The sequence below is a fragment of the Streptomyces sp. AA4 genome, from assembly GCF_000158875.1.
GTDB lineage: Bacteria > Actinomycetota > Actinomycetes > Mycobacteriales > Pseudonocardiaceae > Amycolatopsis.
The window spans coordinates 6625778-6641776 of the sequence record NZ_GG657746.1 but is presented as its reverse complement, the minus strand read 5'-3'; the positions used below and the strand labels follow the sequence as shown (position 1 = coordinate 6641776).

Sequence of the window (15999 nt, the reverse complement as noted above, 5' to 3'; positions counted from 1 at the left end):
GTGACGGAACAGGTACAAAGAGTGCACGACGTCGGGGAGCCGTGCCATGACCGCTTTCGTGCGCTCTTACCTGTTCCTTCGCCGCGCCGTCGGGGTGCTCGGGATCCTGCTGCCGATCGTCGTGATCGTCGGCAAGGAACTGCTCGAGGGCGGCGGCCTGCTCGGTTCGCTGAGCGGTTATTACTACAGCGATCTCCGGAATGTCCTCGTCGGCACGTTGTGCGCGATCGGCGTCTTCCTGATCGCCTACCGCGGTTACGGCCGGGTCGACGACATCGCGGCCAACGTCGCGGCGGTCGCCGGCATCGGCGTCGCGTTGTTCCCGACCCAGCCGGTCTCGCCGACGCCCACCGAGCACGCGATCGGCGTCGCGCACCTGGTGTTCGCCGCGATCTTCTTCCTCACCCTCGCGTTCTTCTGCCTCTTCCTGTTCACCAAGGACGACGGCGCGCCGACTCCGCGCAAACGTTCGCGCAACGTCGTCTACCGGGTGTGTGGCGTCGTGATGCTCGCGTGCCTGGTGCTGATCGTGGTCAACGGCCTGTTCTTCAGCGCCGCCACCGCGGCCCTGCATCCGACGCTGTGGCTGGAGTCGCTCGCGGTGTTCGCGTTCGGGTTCGCGTGGCTGACGAAGGGCCAGACGCTGCTGCCGGACGTGCCGCGGCCCGCGTCCCAGCCTCAGGCCAGCTTGCCGTAAGCCTCCGACACCTGGGTGAGCCAGGCGACCTCGGCGGCGAACGTCTTCGCGTCGTGGGCGTCGAACGCGCCGTTGTCCTGGTTTTCCGCCGGGGTCACGCCGGAGGTCTTCGCCTCCAGCGCCTGGCGGATCTTGCGGGCCTCGGCCATCGCCTGGTCGCCGTCCGGGGTGTCGGCGCGGTCCATGTACGGCCGCAGCGCGCGCCAGCCGTCGCGGATCTCGATCACCCGCCGGTGCAGCCGGTAGTGCAGGTCCGACCAGTGCCGATCCGGATTGCCTTCGGTCGGCGGCTCCAGCGCGATGCCCGGCGAGGATTCGTACAGCGAATGCCACAGCGGGTAGAGCGCGCGATAAGAACGGTAATTGCGCTGCCAGCGCGCGAGCGACGAGACGTGCTCGCCCCAGGACGGCATGGTCAGCCCGAACGACACGATCACGATGCCCAGCGCGCTGAACACCGACGGCAGGATCGCCCACGCGCCGAGGTGCCAGCCGAGCGCCGGGCTCACGATGTTCACCGCGCGCGTGGCGCAGTAGCAGAAGAGCACGACCGCGCCGACCGCGAGCGTCCGCAGCGTCCGGCGCAGCCAGACCCTCGACGTGCTTCGCGCGTACGGCAGGCACTGCAGGTAGATCGTCACGCACGGCACGGCCTGCGAAACGATGAACAGCAGCAGGTAGGTGAGGATCACCGGGTCGCTGCTGCCGACCGCGAAAGCGGTGCCCGGGGTGCCCGGTTTGTTGCCGATGAAGAACAGCACGGTCAGCACGACGAACAGAACCGCGCCGGAAACGATCCATGCCCGGATTCGCGTGCGGATTTCCGCCGGCGGATTCGCCCACAGCATCAGCAGGAGCTGCGCGCTGATGCAGTACGCGACCGCGGCCAGGTGCAGGATCAAGATCGCCAGGTTGGGGATCCCGAACAGCGAGCCGATGCTGAGCGAGAGCGCGCCGAGGGTGAAGGTGACGCACTGCAGGATCAGCGTCGTCATCAGCACGATGTAGGCCGGGTCGCGCCACGAGCGGCGCATCGAGAAAAGCTTGTACAGCAAGGCCGCGTACGAGGAGACCGCCGACAGCGAGAATAAGATGATCTTCAGAGTGTTCATTCGCGCCCCCGGAACGGCCTCAGCGCCCGGCGGGCGGAACGGTGTGCGGGGCAACCTTGGCGGAATCGTTCACGATCGGCGACCATACACCACCGCAAGTGCCGGAACTAGGGCCGGAAAACTGGTTCTGGCCTGGGCGAATTCCGAGTGGATCCCGGGTGTCGGGCTCCTGTTCCACAGCCGCTGGCGCGCTCTTTCGGTGAACGGCGGGCGACCAGGTAGTGAACAGCCGGAAGGGGATGCGCCCGTCGCTAGGGTGTCGCCATGAGTCTTCAGGTGGTGCTCGGATACGGACCGGCGGGGGCGGCCACCGCCGCCTTGCTGGCTGAACAAGGCGAGCGAGTCCGGGTGATTGGCCGTTCGCCGCGAGAGAACGAACCGGGGCTGGAGCACGTCGCGCTCGACGCCTCCGACGAGGCCGCGCTCATCGAAGCGACCAAGGACGCGACGGCGATCTACAGCTGCGCGAGCCCGCCCTATCATCGGTGGGCGACCGATTGGCCGCCGCTGCAGGCCTCGATCTGCGCGGCGGCCGAAGCGAACGGCGCGCTGCTGGTGTCGCTGGGGAATTTGTACGGCTACGGCCCGGTGGACGGCCCGCTCACCGAGAACCTGCCGCTCGCGGCCACCGGAACCAAGGGCCGGATCCGGGCGCTGTTGTCTGAACAACTGTTCGCATTGCACACCGAGGGCCGCGTCCGCGCGGTCGAGGTGCGCGCCTCCGATTTCTTCGGCCCCGGAGTGACCGACGGCGGGCACCTCGCGTCCCGGGTGGTGCCGAACGTGCTGCGCGGCGAAAAGGTGCAGGTGCTCGGCGATCCGGACGCCCCGCACAGTTGGACGTACATTCCCGATGTCGCGCGCACGCTGGTCGCGGCCGCGCGGGAAGAAAAGGCGTGGGGGAAGGCGTGGCACGTGCCGACTGGTCCGCCGCGGTCCGCCCGGGTGATGGTGGCGCTGTTGTGCGAGGCGGCCGGAGTCCCTCCGGTGCCTGTGCAACGCCTTTCCCCGATGTTACTGAACGCGGCCGCGCTCGTTTCGCCGATGTTGCGCGAACTGCGGGAGGTCCGCTACCAGTTCGACCGCCCCTACGTGCTGGATTCCCGTGCCGCACAGGAATTCTTCGGCATCGCCCCGACCCCGGAGAAAGATCAGATCGCCCGCACCGTGGCCTGGTGGCGTGATCGCCCGGCTACCGTGGGTTGAGCTTCTGTGCATTCCTCCGCATAATGTCCAATGCCCTTGAAAAACTGGGTAAGAACGGGCAATCTCGGTGTCGACTGGGTGGGGATCGGCACGAGGAAGTCATGCCATGGGGTCTGCTGGATCTGGGTGGGAAGAATCCGAAAATAGCCAGGACATCGCCGTTGTCGGAATGGGATGCCGTTTTCCGGGGGCGCGCAACGTCAACGAGTACTGGGATCTGCTGAGCGAGCCCAAACCGCAGTTTCGGCGGGTGCCGGATTCGCGGTGGCGGCGCGAAGCGTTCTACAACGACGATTTCCGGGACAGCGGCGCGGTCTACTCCGACCGCATGGCGCTGCTGGAGGGGGTCGGCGACTTCGACGCCGGGCACTACAAGATCCCGCCGCGGCGGGCCAAATCGCTCGACCCGCAGCACCGGCTCCTGGTCGACCTGACCCGCGAGGCGCTGCAGGACGCGGGCTGGGAGGCCGAGGGCTTCGACCGCGACGACACATCGGTGATCATGTCGCTCAGCGACAGCGGATATCGCGACATGAGCACGCTGCACCTGCGGATGAAGCAGCTGATCGGCGGCGAATTCGGCCGGGCGGGCGACCCGGCGATGGCCGAGGCGGCGTCCGCGGTCAGCGGGCTGCACGCCACCGCGATGGCCGGGCTGCTGCTCAACATGGGGCCGAGTTCGATCAGCAACGTCTTCGACCTGCACGGAGAGAGCTACGCGCTCGATTCGGCCTGCTCCGGCGGGCTGACCGCGGTGGCGAACGCGGTGTTCGCCCTGCGCGCGGGACGCTGCCGGATCGCCGTCGCCGGCGGCGCGCAGCTGATCCTGGCCCCGGACCTGTTCGTGGGCCTGTGCCGGATCGGCGCGATCTCGCGGACCGGCGAATGCCGTCCGTTCGACCGCCGGGCCGACGGGTTCGTGCTCGGCGAGGGGGCGGGCGTCCTGGTGCTGCGCCCGCTCGCGGACGCGCGGGCGGCGGGCGACCGGGTGTACGCGGTGATCCGCGGCGTCGGGCTGTCCAACGACGGCACGGTCAAGGGCGGCATGATGCCGCAGGAGGCCGGTCAGCTGCTGGCGTTGCGGCGGGCTTACCGGGACGCGGGCGTCGACCCGGCGTCGGTCGGTTTCCTGGAAGCGCACGGCACCGCTACCGCCGTCGGCGACGACGTCGAGATCAGCGCGCTGAGCGAACTGCGCCGCGGCGCGGAGAATCCAGCGTATCTCGGCGCGGCGAAGTCGGTCGTCGGGCATTCCCTGGGCACCGCGGGAATCGCCGGGCTGATCAAGTCCATTTTGTCCGTCCACAAGAGACAGATCCTGCCGCAGCCGGATTTCGAACCGGCGGATCATCTGCCGCTGCGGGACGCCGGGCTCCAGGTCGCCGGCCAGGTGATGCCGTGGGACAGCGACGGCCCGCGCCGCGCTGGGGTGAGCGCGTTCGGCTTCGGCGGCTCGAACGTGCACGTGGTGGTCGAGGAAGCGGCGCAGGACCTGCCGCCCGCCGAGACGCCGCGGCTGTTGCTGCTCACCGCGCGGGACCGGGCCGGGCTGGCTCGGCACGCCCGGGAGGTGGCCGAGGCGCTCTGCAGCGAGAACCCGCCGCTGGCCGCCGTAGCGGGGACGTTGGCCCGCCGGACGCTCTTTCCTGAGCGGCTCGCGGTGGCCGCGGACGATGTCACGGACGCGGTGTCCAAACTGGTCGCCGCGTCGGTCGCGCTCGAATCCGGGTCGAACGGCGAGCTGGTTCCGGGCGCGTTCGCCGGGGTGGTTTCGCCGGGCGAGGAGGCAGTCGAGGACGGTCCGCCCGCCGAGTTGGCTCCGCGTGCGGTGTCTGGGGCCGGTCTGCGTCCGGTGGCGGACGGTCTGCCGCGCTGCACGCTGCCGCCGAGCCCGCTGAGCCCGCGTCGGCATTGGGTGGTCGACGACGCGAAGCTCGCCAAGGCGCAGACGTTGGAGCCGCTCGGTGCCGCCGCGGCGCCGGTCGAGGAGCCGGAGGAGACGACGTCTGCCCGGGATGTACTGGCGGTCGTGCTTGAGGAAGTGGCGCGGACGACGGCGTTTCCGGTCAGCGAGTTGTACGCCGGACAGTTGCTGGTGGACGATCTCGGGTTCGATTCGCTGATGCTCACCGAGCTGGAGGGGCGGCTGCGCAAGCGGTTTCCCGGGCTGCCGGTGGAGGTTGAACAGTCGGGTGCGCTGACGGTGGGCGCGGTGGCCGGAATGCTCGCACCGGTTTCATTGCCTGCCGCTCCGGTTTCCGCCCCGGCTCCAGCTCCGGAGTGGGATCCGGTCAGCGCGGCGATCGAGGAATTTCCGGAGGCGTCGGCTATCGAGGCGCGGCTCCGGGAATTCGACGATCTCGGTGTGCCGAACCCGTATTTCCGCAAGCACCAAGGGCGAATGGACGCCACGACGTCGGTGTCCGGGCGGGAGTATTTGTCCTTTTCCAGCTACAACTATCTCGGGCTGGCCGGACATCCGGCGGTGACCGCGGCGGTGCATGACGCCGTCGAGCGGTACGGGACTTCGGTGTCCGGCAGCCGATTGCTGGCCGGGGACCGGGATTTGTCGCGCGACCTGGAGACGGAGCTCGCCGCGTTCCTCGGGGTCGAGGACAGTCTCGTGCTGGTGAGCGGGCACGCGACCAATGTCGGGGCGATCGGTCATCTCGTCGGGCCCGAGGATCTGATCGTGCATGATTCGCTTGCCCACGACAGCATTCTGCAAGGCTGTGCGCTTTCCGGGGCAACGCGGCAGCCGTTCCCGCACAATGACATGACGCGGTTGGAGGACGTACTGCGCCGGTCGAGGTCTCGGTTCCGGCGGGTGCTGATTGTCGTTGAGGGCGTCTACAGCATGGACGGCGATGTCGCGGATTTGCCTGCGCTGGTTGAGCTTAAGCGGCGTTACGGTGCGTTGCTGATGGTGGACGAGGCGCACAGCATCGGGACGATGGGTCCGCGCGGGGCTGGGATCGGCGACCATTTCGGGGTGGATCGGTCTGGCGTGGATCTGTGGATGGGGACGCTGTCCAAGTCGCTGGCCGGGTGCGGGGGATATCTGGCCGGGTCCGCTCGGACGGTGCGGTGGTTGCGGTATTCGCTGCCGGGGTTTGTTTACAGCGTGGGGATTACTCCGGCAAACGCGGCGGCTTCCCTTGCGGCGCTGCGGGTTTTGCGGGAGGAGCCGGAGAGGTTGCTTCGGTTGCGGGGGAATTCCCAGTTGTTCCTGGAGCTGGCCGAGGCGGCGGGGTTGCCGACAGGGGTGGCTGGGGGGACGCCGATTGTGCCTTGCGTGGTGGGTGGGTCGGATCTCGCGTTGAGGTTGGCTACTGCGTTGTATGAGCGCGGGGTGGTGGTGGATCCGATTCTTTACCCGGCGGTGGAGGAGTCTCAGGCTCGGTTGAGGTTCTTCGTGACCAGTGAGCATCGGGAGGATCAGCTCCGGTATGCGGTGAGGGTGTTGGGGGAGGAATTGGGCCGGTTCCGGGTGGGGTGAGCTCCTCGTCGCCCTGGGGGCGACATTGCCCGGTGAGACGGGTTGCGTGGGGCACCCCGAAGCTTGATTGTGCTGACGCTTCTGGGGGTGCTTGTCAAGGCGGGAAAGATGCCTTGACAAGCACCCCCAGACCGCAGGGAGGCTTCGTATCGGGGTTGGGGGAGGGGTGGGTGCCCCCGGTGGTTGGGTGCATCGGCGGCGGTTTTTCGCGGTTTCGGTGCCTCGCGATTTGGGTGCGGCTGTGACGGTTTGAGGCGTGGCTTGGTGCCTTGGTCGCAGGTGCCCTGGCGGCGGTTTGCTTGGATGCCTCGCTGTTTGGGCGCGGCGGTGGCGGTTCTTGCGCGGCTTGGGTGGGTCGGGGCGTGGGGTTCGCGACGTGCGGGTTGTGCCCCAATGTGGCATTGGGTGCATGCGACGCACCCAATGTGGCGTTCGGTGCGTCTGACGCACCCAATGTGGCATTGGGGCACATCCCGCGGCGGCGGTGTGTGGGCCGTGAGGGGAACCTTGAGGGACTCTGAGTCCGTGAAGGTGGCCCTCACGGCACCCAACTAAAGAAGAGACCGTTCGATCCGATCCATCGGCTTCTCCCCGGCTTTGGGGGTGGGGGCGATGGGTTTCGCCGGGGTGCCCATGCGTTCCGACAGCAGGAAGGCGATGATCTCCGCTTCCTGCTCCTGTGCGTCGTCGTAGGTGGCGCGCATCAGCATGTCTCGGACGATGTCCGGGTCCAGGTTGGGGAACAGCGAGCGGGCGCTCTCGTCGTCAAGGAGACCCGAGCCGCGATGGCAGCAGATGATGTGACCCAGCTCGTGCAAGATGATGTGCTCCTGGTGCGCCCCGGTGGTGTTGGCGTCGAAGAAGATCAGGTCCTCGCCCCGTGCGGCGACCCACATGCCGCACGGGTGCGACGCGGGCATCGGCAGCGGCACGAGCGTGATCGGCCGCTCGCGGATTTCGCCAAGGCGGGCGCAGAGGGTGGCCAGGTCGTACTTCGGCGGAAGGTCGAGCTCAGCGATCCGCCGGGCGCCTTCGTCGCGCATCCGCCGCAGCTGTTCGCGTCGCTGCGGGGCTTCGGACGGGGTGCCGGTCACTGTGCCGCTTCGTCCGTGACCGGGGGCAGCCCCTGCATCTTGCGGTATTGGTCCATGATCGTGGTGATCGCCTGGAGGTTTTCCTCGCGCATGCCCGCCGCGCGCATCGCGACCGCGCGGACGCCTGCCTGGCGCATCGCCTCCACGGCCGCCAATTCGGACAGCACCGACCCGGCGACGTCGTCGTCGAAGAAGTACGCGACCGAGACCCCGAAGAACTTCGCCAGCGCGGCCAGCAGCTCCTGAGACGGATTGGTCCGCTTGCCCGTGCGCAGCTGAGACAAGTACACCGCGCCGACCTTCAGCTCCGGCGTCGCCCGCTTCAGCTCGGCTGCCACCTCGGCGTTCGTCCAGTGCCTCCCCTGCGGGCGCACCGTGCGGAAGAGGTCGTCGAGTCTGGAGGCCAGGGTGGGCCGGGCATCCGCCGGCTGAATGTCTTCGGACATGCTGCTACGCCCCTCCAGTTGCAGCTGATTGCTCTCAGCTAAGGCGACTATCTCAGATTAGCTCACAGTTGACAATCGCCGGAGGGCTCCACAAGACTGTGCCTCAACGAGATAGCTGGTGGCTAACTCGCCACATTCCGGGCAGAGCGGCAGGCGTAGTACCGGCCCGGGGCGGCGCTGGGGGTGTCGCCCCGCTCGGTCCGCCGAGGCCGGGCCCGGAGGCAGCAGACGTGTCAGCGAACTGCCTCCGGGCCCGGCGCACTACGCCGCTCGCCGGGTCAGCGATTCGACGCTTCTCGGGGCAGTTACGCATACGTGGAGGGAACTGCGCTCGTTCGCCGGGATCGGCAGCCGGCTGTACTAGCTCCGGAGGCCTTCCGGTGCGGAACCCTGCTTCGGCCCGCGCTACCACCGGAGACCTGCCGATGCGCAACCTCCCGCGCGCATCGTGCAGAGCTGTCCGGCGAACTGCGCCTATTCGGCCGCCGAGCGCGCTGGCTTCGGTACTTCCGGCGGGTCGTCAGCGAACCGCTTCCGGTCCGACGGAGTGTGCCCGTACGGCCGACCGCGAGCGCCGGAGGCTTCCGGGTGCGGAACCTCCGACGCGAACCATCGTTGTCAGCGAACCGCTTCCGGACCGGCGAACTGGGCCCATTCAGCCGCCCACCGGGCCGCGCGCCGGTGGTCCAGCACTCGCCGCGCCGCCCAGAACGCGCCGCCGAGCACGCCGACCGCGCACAGCCAGCAGAAGGCCGCGACGAGCACGCCGTTGGTAACCGCGTCCGCGTGCGTCAGCGGGGCGGTGGTCTGCTTGCCGCTGTCGTCGAGCCAGATGTCGGTGGTCGAGCCCTCGGTCGCGGAGCTGGCGGGCACCGTGATGACGCCGGTCCGCTGCGCGCCGTGCGGCGGCTTCCAGACCGCGTTCACGCGCGCGGTGTTCGCGATCGGCGCGCTGTCGCCGACGGAAGCGGCCGGTTGCGCGGCCGTCGTGAGCACCGTGGCGGTGACCTGGTGCCGCGACTGCAGCTGCGCGTCCGACGCGGCGGTCTCCGCGGCGATGTCCTCGCTGCCGATCATCATCGCGAAGGGAATCGCGATGAGCGCCAGCAGCGTGACGATCCCGGCGAGCACGCCTTCGATCCGGTCCGACCGTCGCACGAGCGGGTTGCGCACGGCGCCGAGCCGTCGGAGCAATCGTTTACCAGGGTGTGGTGGTCTGCCTGCCCGAGTCCTGTTCCGCATGACCTCCATGGTCCTCTTTCGCGCGCGCGAGCGCTGTGTCCCGCACAACGTTTTTCGCGTTTTTCCTGGGGATCCGGTGTGTTTTCGCTTACCTCCATGCCCGGGACTACCCGTGTGGGTGACGACGAGCGGAGGTAAGGGCCGCGCGAATGGTCCAGGCCAATGCCGCGCGGGACCAGTACGCGTTGCCTGGATTGATCTTTCGCCGGACCCGGGCGCGGATGGGTTGCGGTACGGGCGGTTCGCCGCGGCGGGTGTTCGGCGGATCGTCTGATTCGCGCGGTTCGCCTTGGCGGGCAAGCGATCTTGGCTCGCCGGCTGCGGACGCGACTGTGCGCCGGAAGTTCGCCCGCGGGCAACCCGGGGTTTCCCTCGCGGCGCCCCGGATGGCCGGGCCCGCCCGGGCTGACGCGAAAACGTGCGCTGTTCTCCGGTCCGGAATCGGGCCATTGCCGGGCGCAAACCGGGGCGAAAATCCCGCTCTTCGGGAACTGTTCAGTCGACCAGTCGAATCGTCGTCGTCGGGCTGTGCGAACGACGCCGGGTGATCCCGTGTTCGGCGACGATTCCCAGTTGGATGCTGCGATCGGCGGGCGCCCAGTAGCCCGTGCGCACGAAATAGCCGTCCATTGTGCAGAGCCGGTTAGCGCTCTTGCGGGAACTGATCGCTTCCCAGCCCCATTGCCGTCCGGACTCCTCGACGCCGTTGCGCCGCACGTACAGCCTCGGGTTCCCGATCTCCCGGCAGTACGCGCTGCCGTCCGCGATGTACAACACGCCGTCGACCTTGTAGAACCGCTTGCCGTCCAACAGGCTCACCTGGCCGGACAGGGTGAAGTGCACCCGGCCGCCATTGGCCCCGTCCATCGTCCAGTCGAGACAGAATTCCTTCGTCGGAACCTCGAGCGACTGGGTCATGGCCGTTTCTCCTTTGCTCGCTGGCCGGAGCGTCCAGGAAAATATAGGGAAAAAACGAGTTCCCGGAAGGTATCGGGAACCGTTTTCACCCGAAGAGGCCCGGCGGACACGCATCGTGGTCAAGGCCCGATTAATCGGTGGAATTACCGCCGATGGGGTATCGCGGATACGATCAGTGAATTCTCCTTGCCCGAAACCGGTGGCCGTCCGCCGGTCCCGGGACCCGCGGCCCGTGTGAGCCGTGTCGGCAGCGTGACATCGCCCATGACGCTTGTCATAGCCACGGCGGTGTGCCACCCTCCGGTTATGACAACTGTCATGACAGCCGTCCGACCGGCCACCGCCGGTTCCGCGGCCGACCTCGTCCGCGCCTGCTCGCCGGAATCGCTGAGCCGCCGGTTCACTCTCGGCGGCCCGATCGAACCGGAGGCGGTCCTGTCCCGCTATCAGCGGTTCCTCCTCGCCGGCACCGCGCTCGTCGCCGAGGTCGCGGGCGCGCCGGCCGGGCTGCTGAACGCGGTCCCGGAAGACGGCCGCCGCGTCGAACTGGGGCTGCTCGTCGCCGACCCGTGGCAGCGGCGGGGTATCGGACGCGGCCTGATCGAACTGGCCGCGGAGCGGTGGCGAGGCTGGAAACTGCACGCCACCGTGCAGGAGGGCAACGTCGCTGCGGAAGGATTGCTGCGGGCGTGCGGCTTCCGCTTCGTCCCGGGGTACTGCGGCGAGAACGAGTACGAGCTGACGGTCACGGAGGAGACGCTCGATGACGGAACGGCCGGCGCGCGACCGGATGGTCTACAGCGCTGCGCAGTTGCTGCGTACGCAGGGCTTGAGCGGCACCGGGATGCGCGAGGTAGTGGCGCATGCCGAAGCGCCGCGGGGATCGCTGCAGCACTACTTCCCGGGCGGTAAGGAACAGCTGTTCGGCGAGGCCATCGACTGGACCGGCCGTTACGCCGCGCGCCGCGTCACGCGCGCCATGGATGCGCTCGCGGACCCGACGCCGTCCGCGCTCTTCGCCGCGGTAGTCGAGTACTGGCGCGCAGAGTTCCTCGAGATCGGCTACGACTACGGCTGTCCGTTAGTAGCCACAGTTGCCGACACAGCGGCGTCGAGCGAGCCGTTGCGAGAGCGTGCGAACGACGCGTTCGTGGAGTGGCGGAAGCCCATCGTGTCCGCGCTGCAGCAGATGGGCGTACCGGCGGCGCGCGCTGCTTCGTTGGCGGTGCTGATGATCAGCGCGCTTGAAGGAGCCATCGTGCTGGCGCGCGTGGAGCGTGCGGTGACGGCGCTCGACACCGTCGTCGAGGAGCTAGGTCCAGTTCTCGACGCTGCGGTAGACAAGCGCCGTCGTCGCTAACGCCTGTCGAGCTTCGCACGCAACGTGGCCACCGTGTCCGCGTCGTGCAGCAGTTCGGCGAAGTGCTTGGACTCCGACTCCATTCGCTGTTCGACGCTCTCGTCGGTGCGGTCGTGCAACAACGCACGCGTTACCGTCACCGCGCGCACCGACCGTTCGGCGAGGGTCGCAACGCGTTCCGAGACGCGCTTACTGAGCGCTGTCTCGTCGGGGAGCACTTCGTTGACCAACCCGAGTTGCGCTGCTTCGAGCGCAGGCAGTCGCTCTCCGAACAGCAGCAGCTCCGTCGCGCGCTGTGGACCGACTCGGCGCGGCAGTGCGTAACTGCTGCCGAACTCCGGCACCAGCCCCAACGGGACGAAGGGGAACTGCAAGTAGCTGCGCTCCGTCGCGTAGACGAGGTCGCAGTGCAGCAACAGGGTCGCGCCGATACCGACAGCGGGACCGTCGACCGACGCGACCACCACCGCCTCCGTCGCGAGCAACGCCTCCTGAAAGACCCGCGCGGGCGTCTTCGTGCGGTCACCGGCTTCATGCGCGAGGAAGTCACCGAGGTCGTTGCCCGCGGTGAACGCGCCGCCAGCTCCGCGCAGTACGGCGATCGGCGTGCGAACAGCGTCGAAGGCGTCCGCGAGGGCGACGTACATCGCCTTCGTGAGCGCGTTCCGCTTCTCCGGCCGGTTGATGGTGATGGTGGTGACCTGTCCGTCGACAGTCGTCTCGATGGTCATTCACAGCTCCGCAACAGCAGCGAGCAGCAGATCGACTTCCGCTGCAGTCGTGTACGGCGCGATGCCAGCGCGTACGGCACCAGTGTCGCCAAGACCGAGGTGCCGCGCGCACTCGATGGCGTAGAACGTCGAAGCGGGCGCGTTGATCCCGCGCTCGCCGAGACGCTCGTACACCGCCTGCGGCGCCAGGCCGGTGACGGAGAACAACACTGTCGGCGTACGGCGACGCGTCGGTGAGCCGTAGCGCACAACGCGTGGCAGTGCGGCGAGCCCGTCGTCCAGACGCTGTAGCAGCGCGTCTTCGTGCTCTTCCAGCGCGGTAAGCGACGTACGTAAGCGTTCGCGACGACTGCCCTCACTCGGCACAAGCCCCGCGAGGAAATCGATAGCTGCAGTAGTGCCCGCGAGAAGCTCGTACGGCAACGTGCCCAGCTCGAAGCGCTCCGGAACGGCGTTGCTTGACGGCAGCAGCTTGTCGGGCTGCAGCGTCTCCAGGAGATCCGGCGCGGCGGCGAGAAGGCCGAGGTGCGGTCCGAGGAACTTGTACGGCGAGCAGGCGTAGAAGTCCGCACCCAAAGCGGCGATGTCGACCGGAGCGTGCGGCGTCAGATGCACGCCGTCCACGTAGCTCAGCGCGCCTGCTTCGCGCACCGCGTCGGTAATCGCGGGGATGTCGGGACGCGTCCCCAGCAGGTTGGAAGCCGCGGTGACCGCGACCAGCCGCGTCCGGTCAGTGAGCAGTTCTGTGATGGAAGACGTCGGCAACTCGCCCGTTTCCGGATCGAAGTCCGCCCAGCGAACAGTCGCGCCGCGCGCTTCGGCCGCTTGGATCCACGGCCGGACGTTGGCGTCGTGGTCGAGCCGGGTGACCACGACCTCGTCGCCCGGGCCCCAGTTCTTCGCGAGCGTGCGGGAGAAGTCGTAGGTCACCTGGGTCATGCTGCGCCCGAACACGACGCCCTCCGGACGCGCGCCGAGCAGGTCAGCGACGGCTTGCCGAGCTTCGCGCACGACGCCGTCCGCGCGGCGCTCCGCCGCCGTGACGGCGCCGCGGTTCGCGATGGCGGCGCAGAGGGTCGAGGACACTGCTTCGCCGACCACGTCCGGGACCTGGGAACCACCCGGTCCGTCGAAGTGGGCAGCGCCGTTCTCGAGCGCGGGAAAGTGCTTGCGGATCGCGTTCACGTCGTAGGCCACGGCTGCCAGCTTGCCTGATCCCCGGGCGAGTGTCGTGCTCCGCGCGGGTGCGATCATGCCGCTGTCCCGTTGCCCTTGGAGAGGGGTTCGCTGGTGCTTGCCGAACAGGTCGAGAAGCTGCTCGCCCAGCCGTTGCCGTGGCCGATCGTGCAGGCAGGCGACCCCGTGCTGCGCGCCGCCGCCCGGCCGTACGAGGGCGAACTGAGCGACGACACGCTGTCCGCGCTGATCGAGGGCATGAAGGAAACCATGCACGCCGCGCCCGGCGTCGGCCTCGCCGCGCCGCAGATCGGACTGTCGGTCCGGATCGCGGTCGTCGAGGACGGCGCCCGCGAACGTCCCGGCGTTGCCGAATCCACGCTCGCCACCCGCGGGATCGTCCCGCTGCCGTTCCGCGTGCTGGTGAACCCGACGTACACCCGAGTGGGCGACGAAACCGCCGCGTTCTTCGAGGGCTGCCTCAGCGTGCGCGGCTGGCAGGCCGTCGTCGCGCGAGCCCTGCGGATCCGGCTTCGCGGCTCGGACGAAACCGGCGCGTCCCTGGACGAGGAATTGTCCGGCTGGCCAGCGCGAATCGTCCAGCACGAAACGGACCATCTGCACGGTGTCCTGTACCTGGACCGAGCCGAACTGCGCTCGCTGTCCACCCACGAGGCCGTCGCCCGCCGCTGGACCCAGCCGACCCCCGCCGAGGCCGCCCGCGAACTGGGCTTCGACCTGCCCTGATTCTCTCGGCCCCGGTTTTGTCGGTGGCCGCTGATACGTTCCTCCGCAGTCGCCCCGACCGGGGCCCGCCACTGGGGAGGAACCTCATGAACTCGTTGCAAGACAAGGCAAAACTCTTCCGCGACCTGCACGCGACGGACGTCCTCGTGCTGCCGAACGCCTGGGACGCGGGCAGCGCGGTCGCCATCGAACGCGCCGGCGCCCCCGCGATCGCCACCACCAGCGGAGGCGTTTCCTGGGCCTTGGCCCGAGGCGACGGACAGCATCTTTCCCGCGCGGAGATGCTGGGGGTGATCGCCCAGATCGCCGCAGCCGTAGAAGTCCCGGTAACGGCCGACGTAGAAGGCGGCTACGGCTCAGCTCCGTCAGCCGTGGCCGAAACCGTGAAAGGCGTAGTCGAGGCGGGCGCGGTAGGCGTGAACCTGGAAGACTCCCGCGCCGGAACCGTCACCCTCTTCACCCCCGACGAACAGGCAGAACGCTTCACCGCGGCCCGAGCCGCCGCGGCGACGGCCGGTCTGTCGGAGCTGTGGATCAACGCCCGGACAGACGTGTACCTCTTCGGAATCGGCGAGCCTTCCGGCCGCTTCGACGACGTCCTGACCCGAGCCCGCGTCTACGCCGACGCCGGAGCGGACAGCATCTTCGTCCCCGGCCTGGTGGACGTCGAGGTCCTCGCGGAACTGGCGAAGTCCTCGCCGATCCCGGTAAGCGCCATGGCCGGGCCCGGCGCACCCCCCGTATCCGACCTGGCAGCGGCGGGCGTACGCCGCGTGAGCGTAGGCACGTCGATCGCCCAGGCCGCCTACTCCCTGGCCCACCACGCGGCGGCCGAGGTCCTGAAGCAGGGCACCTACGGGGAGGTGATCGGCGCACTGGACTTCGGAACGGTAAACGGCTGGTTCAACTGAGATCCCGGTTGTTGCTGCGGCAGAACGACTTCGCGGCCGGGCTTCGCGGCCGGGCTTCGCGGGGCGGCGATTCCTATCGCCCGCGCCTTTGCGGGACGTGCCGAAGCGGGGCGGCCCGGGTTGCGATTGGAGATGGCGGCGACGGCCGGACGCGAACTTGAGGTCGAGCCGCTCTGGCCGCCAGGCGAGCGTGGAGGACTGGGCAACGAAGTGAAGCGTGGGATAGGGCGAGTCGTGGTGTGAGTGGACGAGCCGTGCAACGGCTGAAGCGTGTGACAGGGCGAGTCGTGGTGTGAGGTAGGCGAGCCGTGCAGAGGGAAGGACAAGCCGTGAAGTGAGGTGGGCGAGCCGCGCAGTAGAGGCGTGGAGGCGAGGCGAACCGAGCAGGCGAGCCAAGGTGGCGTGCTGGCTTGACCTCGATCCGAGCCAGCTCATCTGGCCCGGACCGAGCCAACCGCTATCGGTCTGAGCGCGCAGACCGCCCAGTCTGGTCAGAGGCGCTTCCTGAACGACCGCCGAACAAGTCCGACTCATCCCGCGTCGATTTGGGTTCGCCTGGTCGACTCGCCCCACCCTGGCCGGAGCCAGCCCGTCCCTGTCCGCCTTCAGCCGGGCAATCGGCTTGCCTCGGTCTGGCTTGGGCCTGTGCAGGTCGAGTCGCTTGGCCCAGGTCTCGGTTCGGTCAGCTCATTCCGTTCTGGCTGGGGATGTGCTTGGTCGGCTTGCCTCGCTCCGGCTTGGGCCTGTGCAGGTCGAGTCGCGTGGCTCGGGTCTCGGTTCAGTCAGCCCGTTCCGCTCCGGCTGGGTGTGCTCGACTGACTTGCCTCGCTGCGGTCTGAGTCCGCCCGGTCAGCCCGTTC

General features: G+C 68.6%; 14 protein-coding genes. 7 read left to right on the top strand and 7 right to left on the bottom strand.

Annotated elements, in window-relative coordinates; all coding sequences use genetic code 11:
• Positions 1-46: 46 nt before the first annotated feature.
• Complete coding sequence (locus tag SSMG_RS30070) at positions 47-697, top strand: hypothetical protein (protein WP_009082317.1); 651 nt, start codon at positions 47-49, stop codon at positions 695-697.
• Here SSMG_RS30070 and SSMG_RS30065 read toward each other — a convergent pair.
• Positions 679-1809: an MAB_1171c family putative transporter gene (locus tag SSMG_RS30065; RefSeq protein ID WP_009082316.1), complete on the bottom strand. Its 1131-nt coding sequence runs from the start codon at positions 1807-1809 to the stop codon at positions 679-681. The genes SSMG_RS30070 and SSMG_RS30065 overlap by 19 nt on opposite strands.
• A gap of 264 nt (positions 1810-2073) precedes the next feature.
• Between SSMG_RS30065 and SSMG_RS30060 the strand changes: the two genes are divergently transcribed.
• Positions 2074-3015, top strand: a complete 942-nt coding sequence (locus SSMG_RS30060; protein ID WP_009082315.1) for an NAD-dependent epimerase/dehydratase family protein — start codon at positions 2074-2076, stop codon at positions 3013-3015.
• Between the two features lie 106 nt (positions 3016-3121).
• The gene (locus SSMG_RS30055; RefSeq protein ID WP_078560959.1) at positions 3122-6514 is read left to right on the top strand and encodes an aminotransferase class I/II-fold pyridoxal phosphate-dependent enzyme; all 3393 of its coding nucleotides are present in this window, start codon (positions 3122-3124) and stop codon (positions 6512-6514) included.
• Between the two features lie 551 nt (positions 6515-7065).
• Here SSMG_RS30055 and SSMG_RS30050 read toward each other — a convergent pair.
• The 4 genes from SSMG_RS30050 to SSMG_RS30035 all read right to left on the bottom strand — a co-directional run bounded on the left by SSMG_RS30050 (position 7066) and on the right by SSMG_RS30035 (position 10214).
• Complete coding sequence (locus SSMG_RS30050; protein ID WP_086025006.1) at positions 7066-7557, bottom strand: toxin; 492 nt, start codon at positions 7555-7557, stop codon at positions 7066-7068.
• A gap of 47 nt (positions 7558-7604) precedes the next feature.
• Entirely contained in the window at positions 7605-8054 is a 450-nt protein-coding gene (locus tag SSMG_RS30045) for a helix-turn-helix transcriptional regulator (RefSeq protein ID WP_009082312.1), read from the bottom strand.
• Positions 8055-8672: 618 nt separating this feature from the next.
• Positions 8673-9227, bottom strand: coding sequence for a hypothetical protein (locus tag SSMG_RS30040; protein WP_199786025.1), 555 nt, complete (start codon positions 9225-9227; stop codon positions 8673-8675).
• A 564-nt stretch (positions 9228-9791) separates the two neighbouring features.
• Positions 9792-10214: a hypothetical protein gene (locus SSMG_RS30035; protein WP_037715294.1), complete on the bottom strand. Its 423-nt coding sequence runs from the start codon at positions 10212-10214 to the stop codon at positions 9792-9794.
• A 318-nt stretch (positions 10215-10532) separates the two neighbouring features.
• Here SSMG_RS30035 and SSMG_RS47305 point away from each other — a divergent pair, with 318 nt between their 5' ends.
• Entirely contained in the window at positions 10533-11126 is a 594-nt protein-coding gene (locus tag SSMG_RS47305; RefSeq protein WP_234392771.1) for a GNAT family N-acetyltransferase, read from the top strand.
• A complete protein-coding gene (locus SSMG_RS30025) occupies positions 11059-11574 on the top strand; it encodes a TetR/AcrR family transcriptional regulator (RefSeq protein WP_234392770.1) in 516 nt (171 codons plus the stop codon). Before SSMG_RS47305 ends, SSMG_RS30025 begins: the two co-directional genes overlap by 68 nt.
• Here the strand turns inward: SSMG_RS30025 and SSMG_RS30020 are convergent.
• Together SSMG_RS30020 and SSMG_RS30015 are read right to left on the bottom strand one after the other, a co-directional pair.
• On the bottom strand, positions 11571-12305 hold the full coding sequence (locus SSMG_RS30020; RefSeq protein ID WP_009082298.1) for an enoyl-CoA hydratase-related protein: 735 nt from the start codon (positions 12303-12305) through the stop codon (positions 11571-11573). The genes SSMG_RS30025 and SSMG_RS30020 overlap by 4 nt on opposite strands.
• A complete protein-coding gene (locus SSMG_RS30015) occupies positions 12306-13502 on the bottom strand; it encodes a cysteine desulfurase-like protein (RefSeq protein ID WP_037715292.1) in 1197 nt (398 codons plus the stop codon).
• Between the two features lie 93 nt (positions 13503-13595).
• Here SSMG_RS30015 and SSMG_RS30010 point away from each other — a divergent pair, with 93 nt between their 5' ends.
• The gene (locus SSMG_RS30010; RefSeq protein ID WP_100266931.1) at positions 13596-14228 is read left to right on the top strand and encodes a peptide deformylase; all 633 of its coding nucleotides are present in this window, start codon (positions 13596-13598) and stop codon (positions 14226-14228) included.
• A gap of 86 nt (positions 14229-14314) precedes the next feature.
• Positions 14315-15139 (top strand): isocitrate lyase/phosphoenolpyruvate mutase family protein, encoded by an 825-nt coding sequence (locus tag SSMG_RS30005; protein WP_009082293.1) that lies wholly within the window; start codon positions 14315-14317, stop codon positions 15137-15139.
• Positions 15140-15999: the final 860 nt, after the last annotated feature.

What these genes read in the sequence shown, in the direction of transcription:
- SSMG_RS30035 (WP_037715294.1), bottom strand. Translation starts at nt 10,214, where the DNA reads ATGACCCAGTCGCTCGAGGTTCCGACGAAGGAATTCTGTCTCGACTGG.
- SSMG_RS47305 (WP_234392771.1), top strand. Translation starts at nt 10,533, where the DNA reads ATGACAGCCGTCCGACCGGCCACCGCCGGTTCCGCGGCCGACCTCGTC.
- SSMG_RS30070 (WP_009082317.1), top strand. Translation starts at nt 47, where the DNA reads ATGACCGCTTTCGTGCGCTCTTACCTGTTCCTTCGCCGCGCCGTCGGG.
- SSMG_RS30050 (WP_086025006.1), bottom strand. Translation starts at nt 7,557, where the DNA reads ATGCGCGACGAAGGCGCCCGGCGGATCGCTGAGCTCGACCTTCCGCCG.
- SSMG_RS30045 (WP_009082312.1), bottom strand. Translation starts at nt 8,054, where the DNA reads ATGTCCGAAGACATTCAGCCGGCGGATGCCCGGCCCACCCTGGCCTCC.
- SSMG_RS30020 (WP_009082298.1), bottom strand. Translation starts at nt 12,305, where the DNA reads ATGACCATCGAGACGACTGTCGACGGACAGGTCACCACCATCACCATC.
- SSMG_RS30055 (WP_078560959.1), top strand. Translation starts at nt 3,122, where the DNA reads ATGGGGTCTGCTGGATCTGGGTGGGAAGAATCCGAAAATAGCCAGGAC.
- SSMG_RS30025 (WP_234392770.1), top strand. Translation starts at nt 11,059, where the DNA reads ATGCGCGAGGTAGTGGCGCATGCCGAAGCGCCGCGGGGATCGCTGCAG.
- SSMG_RS30065 (WP_009082316.1), bottom strand. Translation starts at nt 1,809, where the DNA reads ATGAACACTCTGAAGATCATCTTATTCTCGCTGTCGGCGGTCTCCTCG.
- SSMG_RS30060 (WP_009082315.1), top strand. Translation starts at nt 2,074, where the DNA reads ATGAGTCTTCAGGTGGTGCTCGGATACGGACCGGCGGGGGCGGCCACC.
- SSMG_RS30005 (WP_009082293.1), top strand. Translation starts at nt 14,315, where the DNA reads ATGAACTCGTTGCAAGACAAGGCAAAACTCTTCCGCGACCTGCACGCG.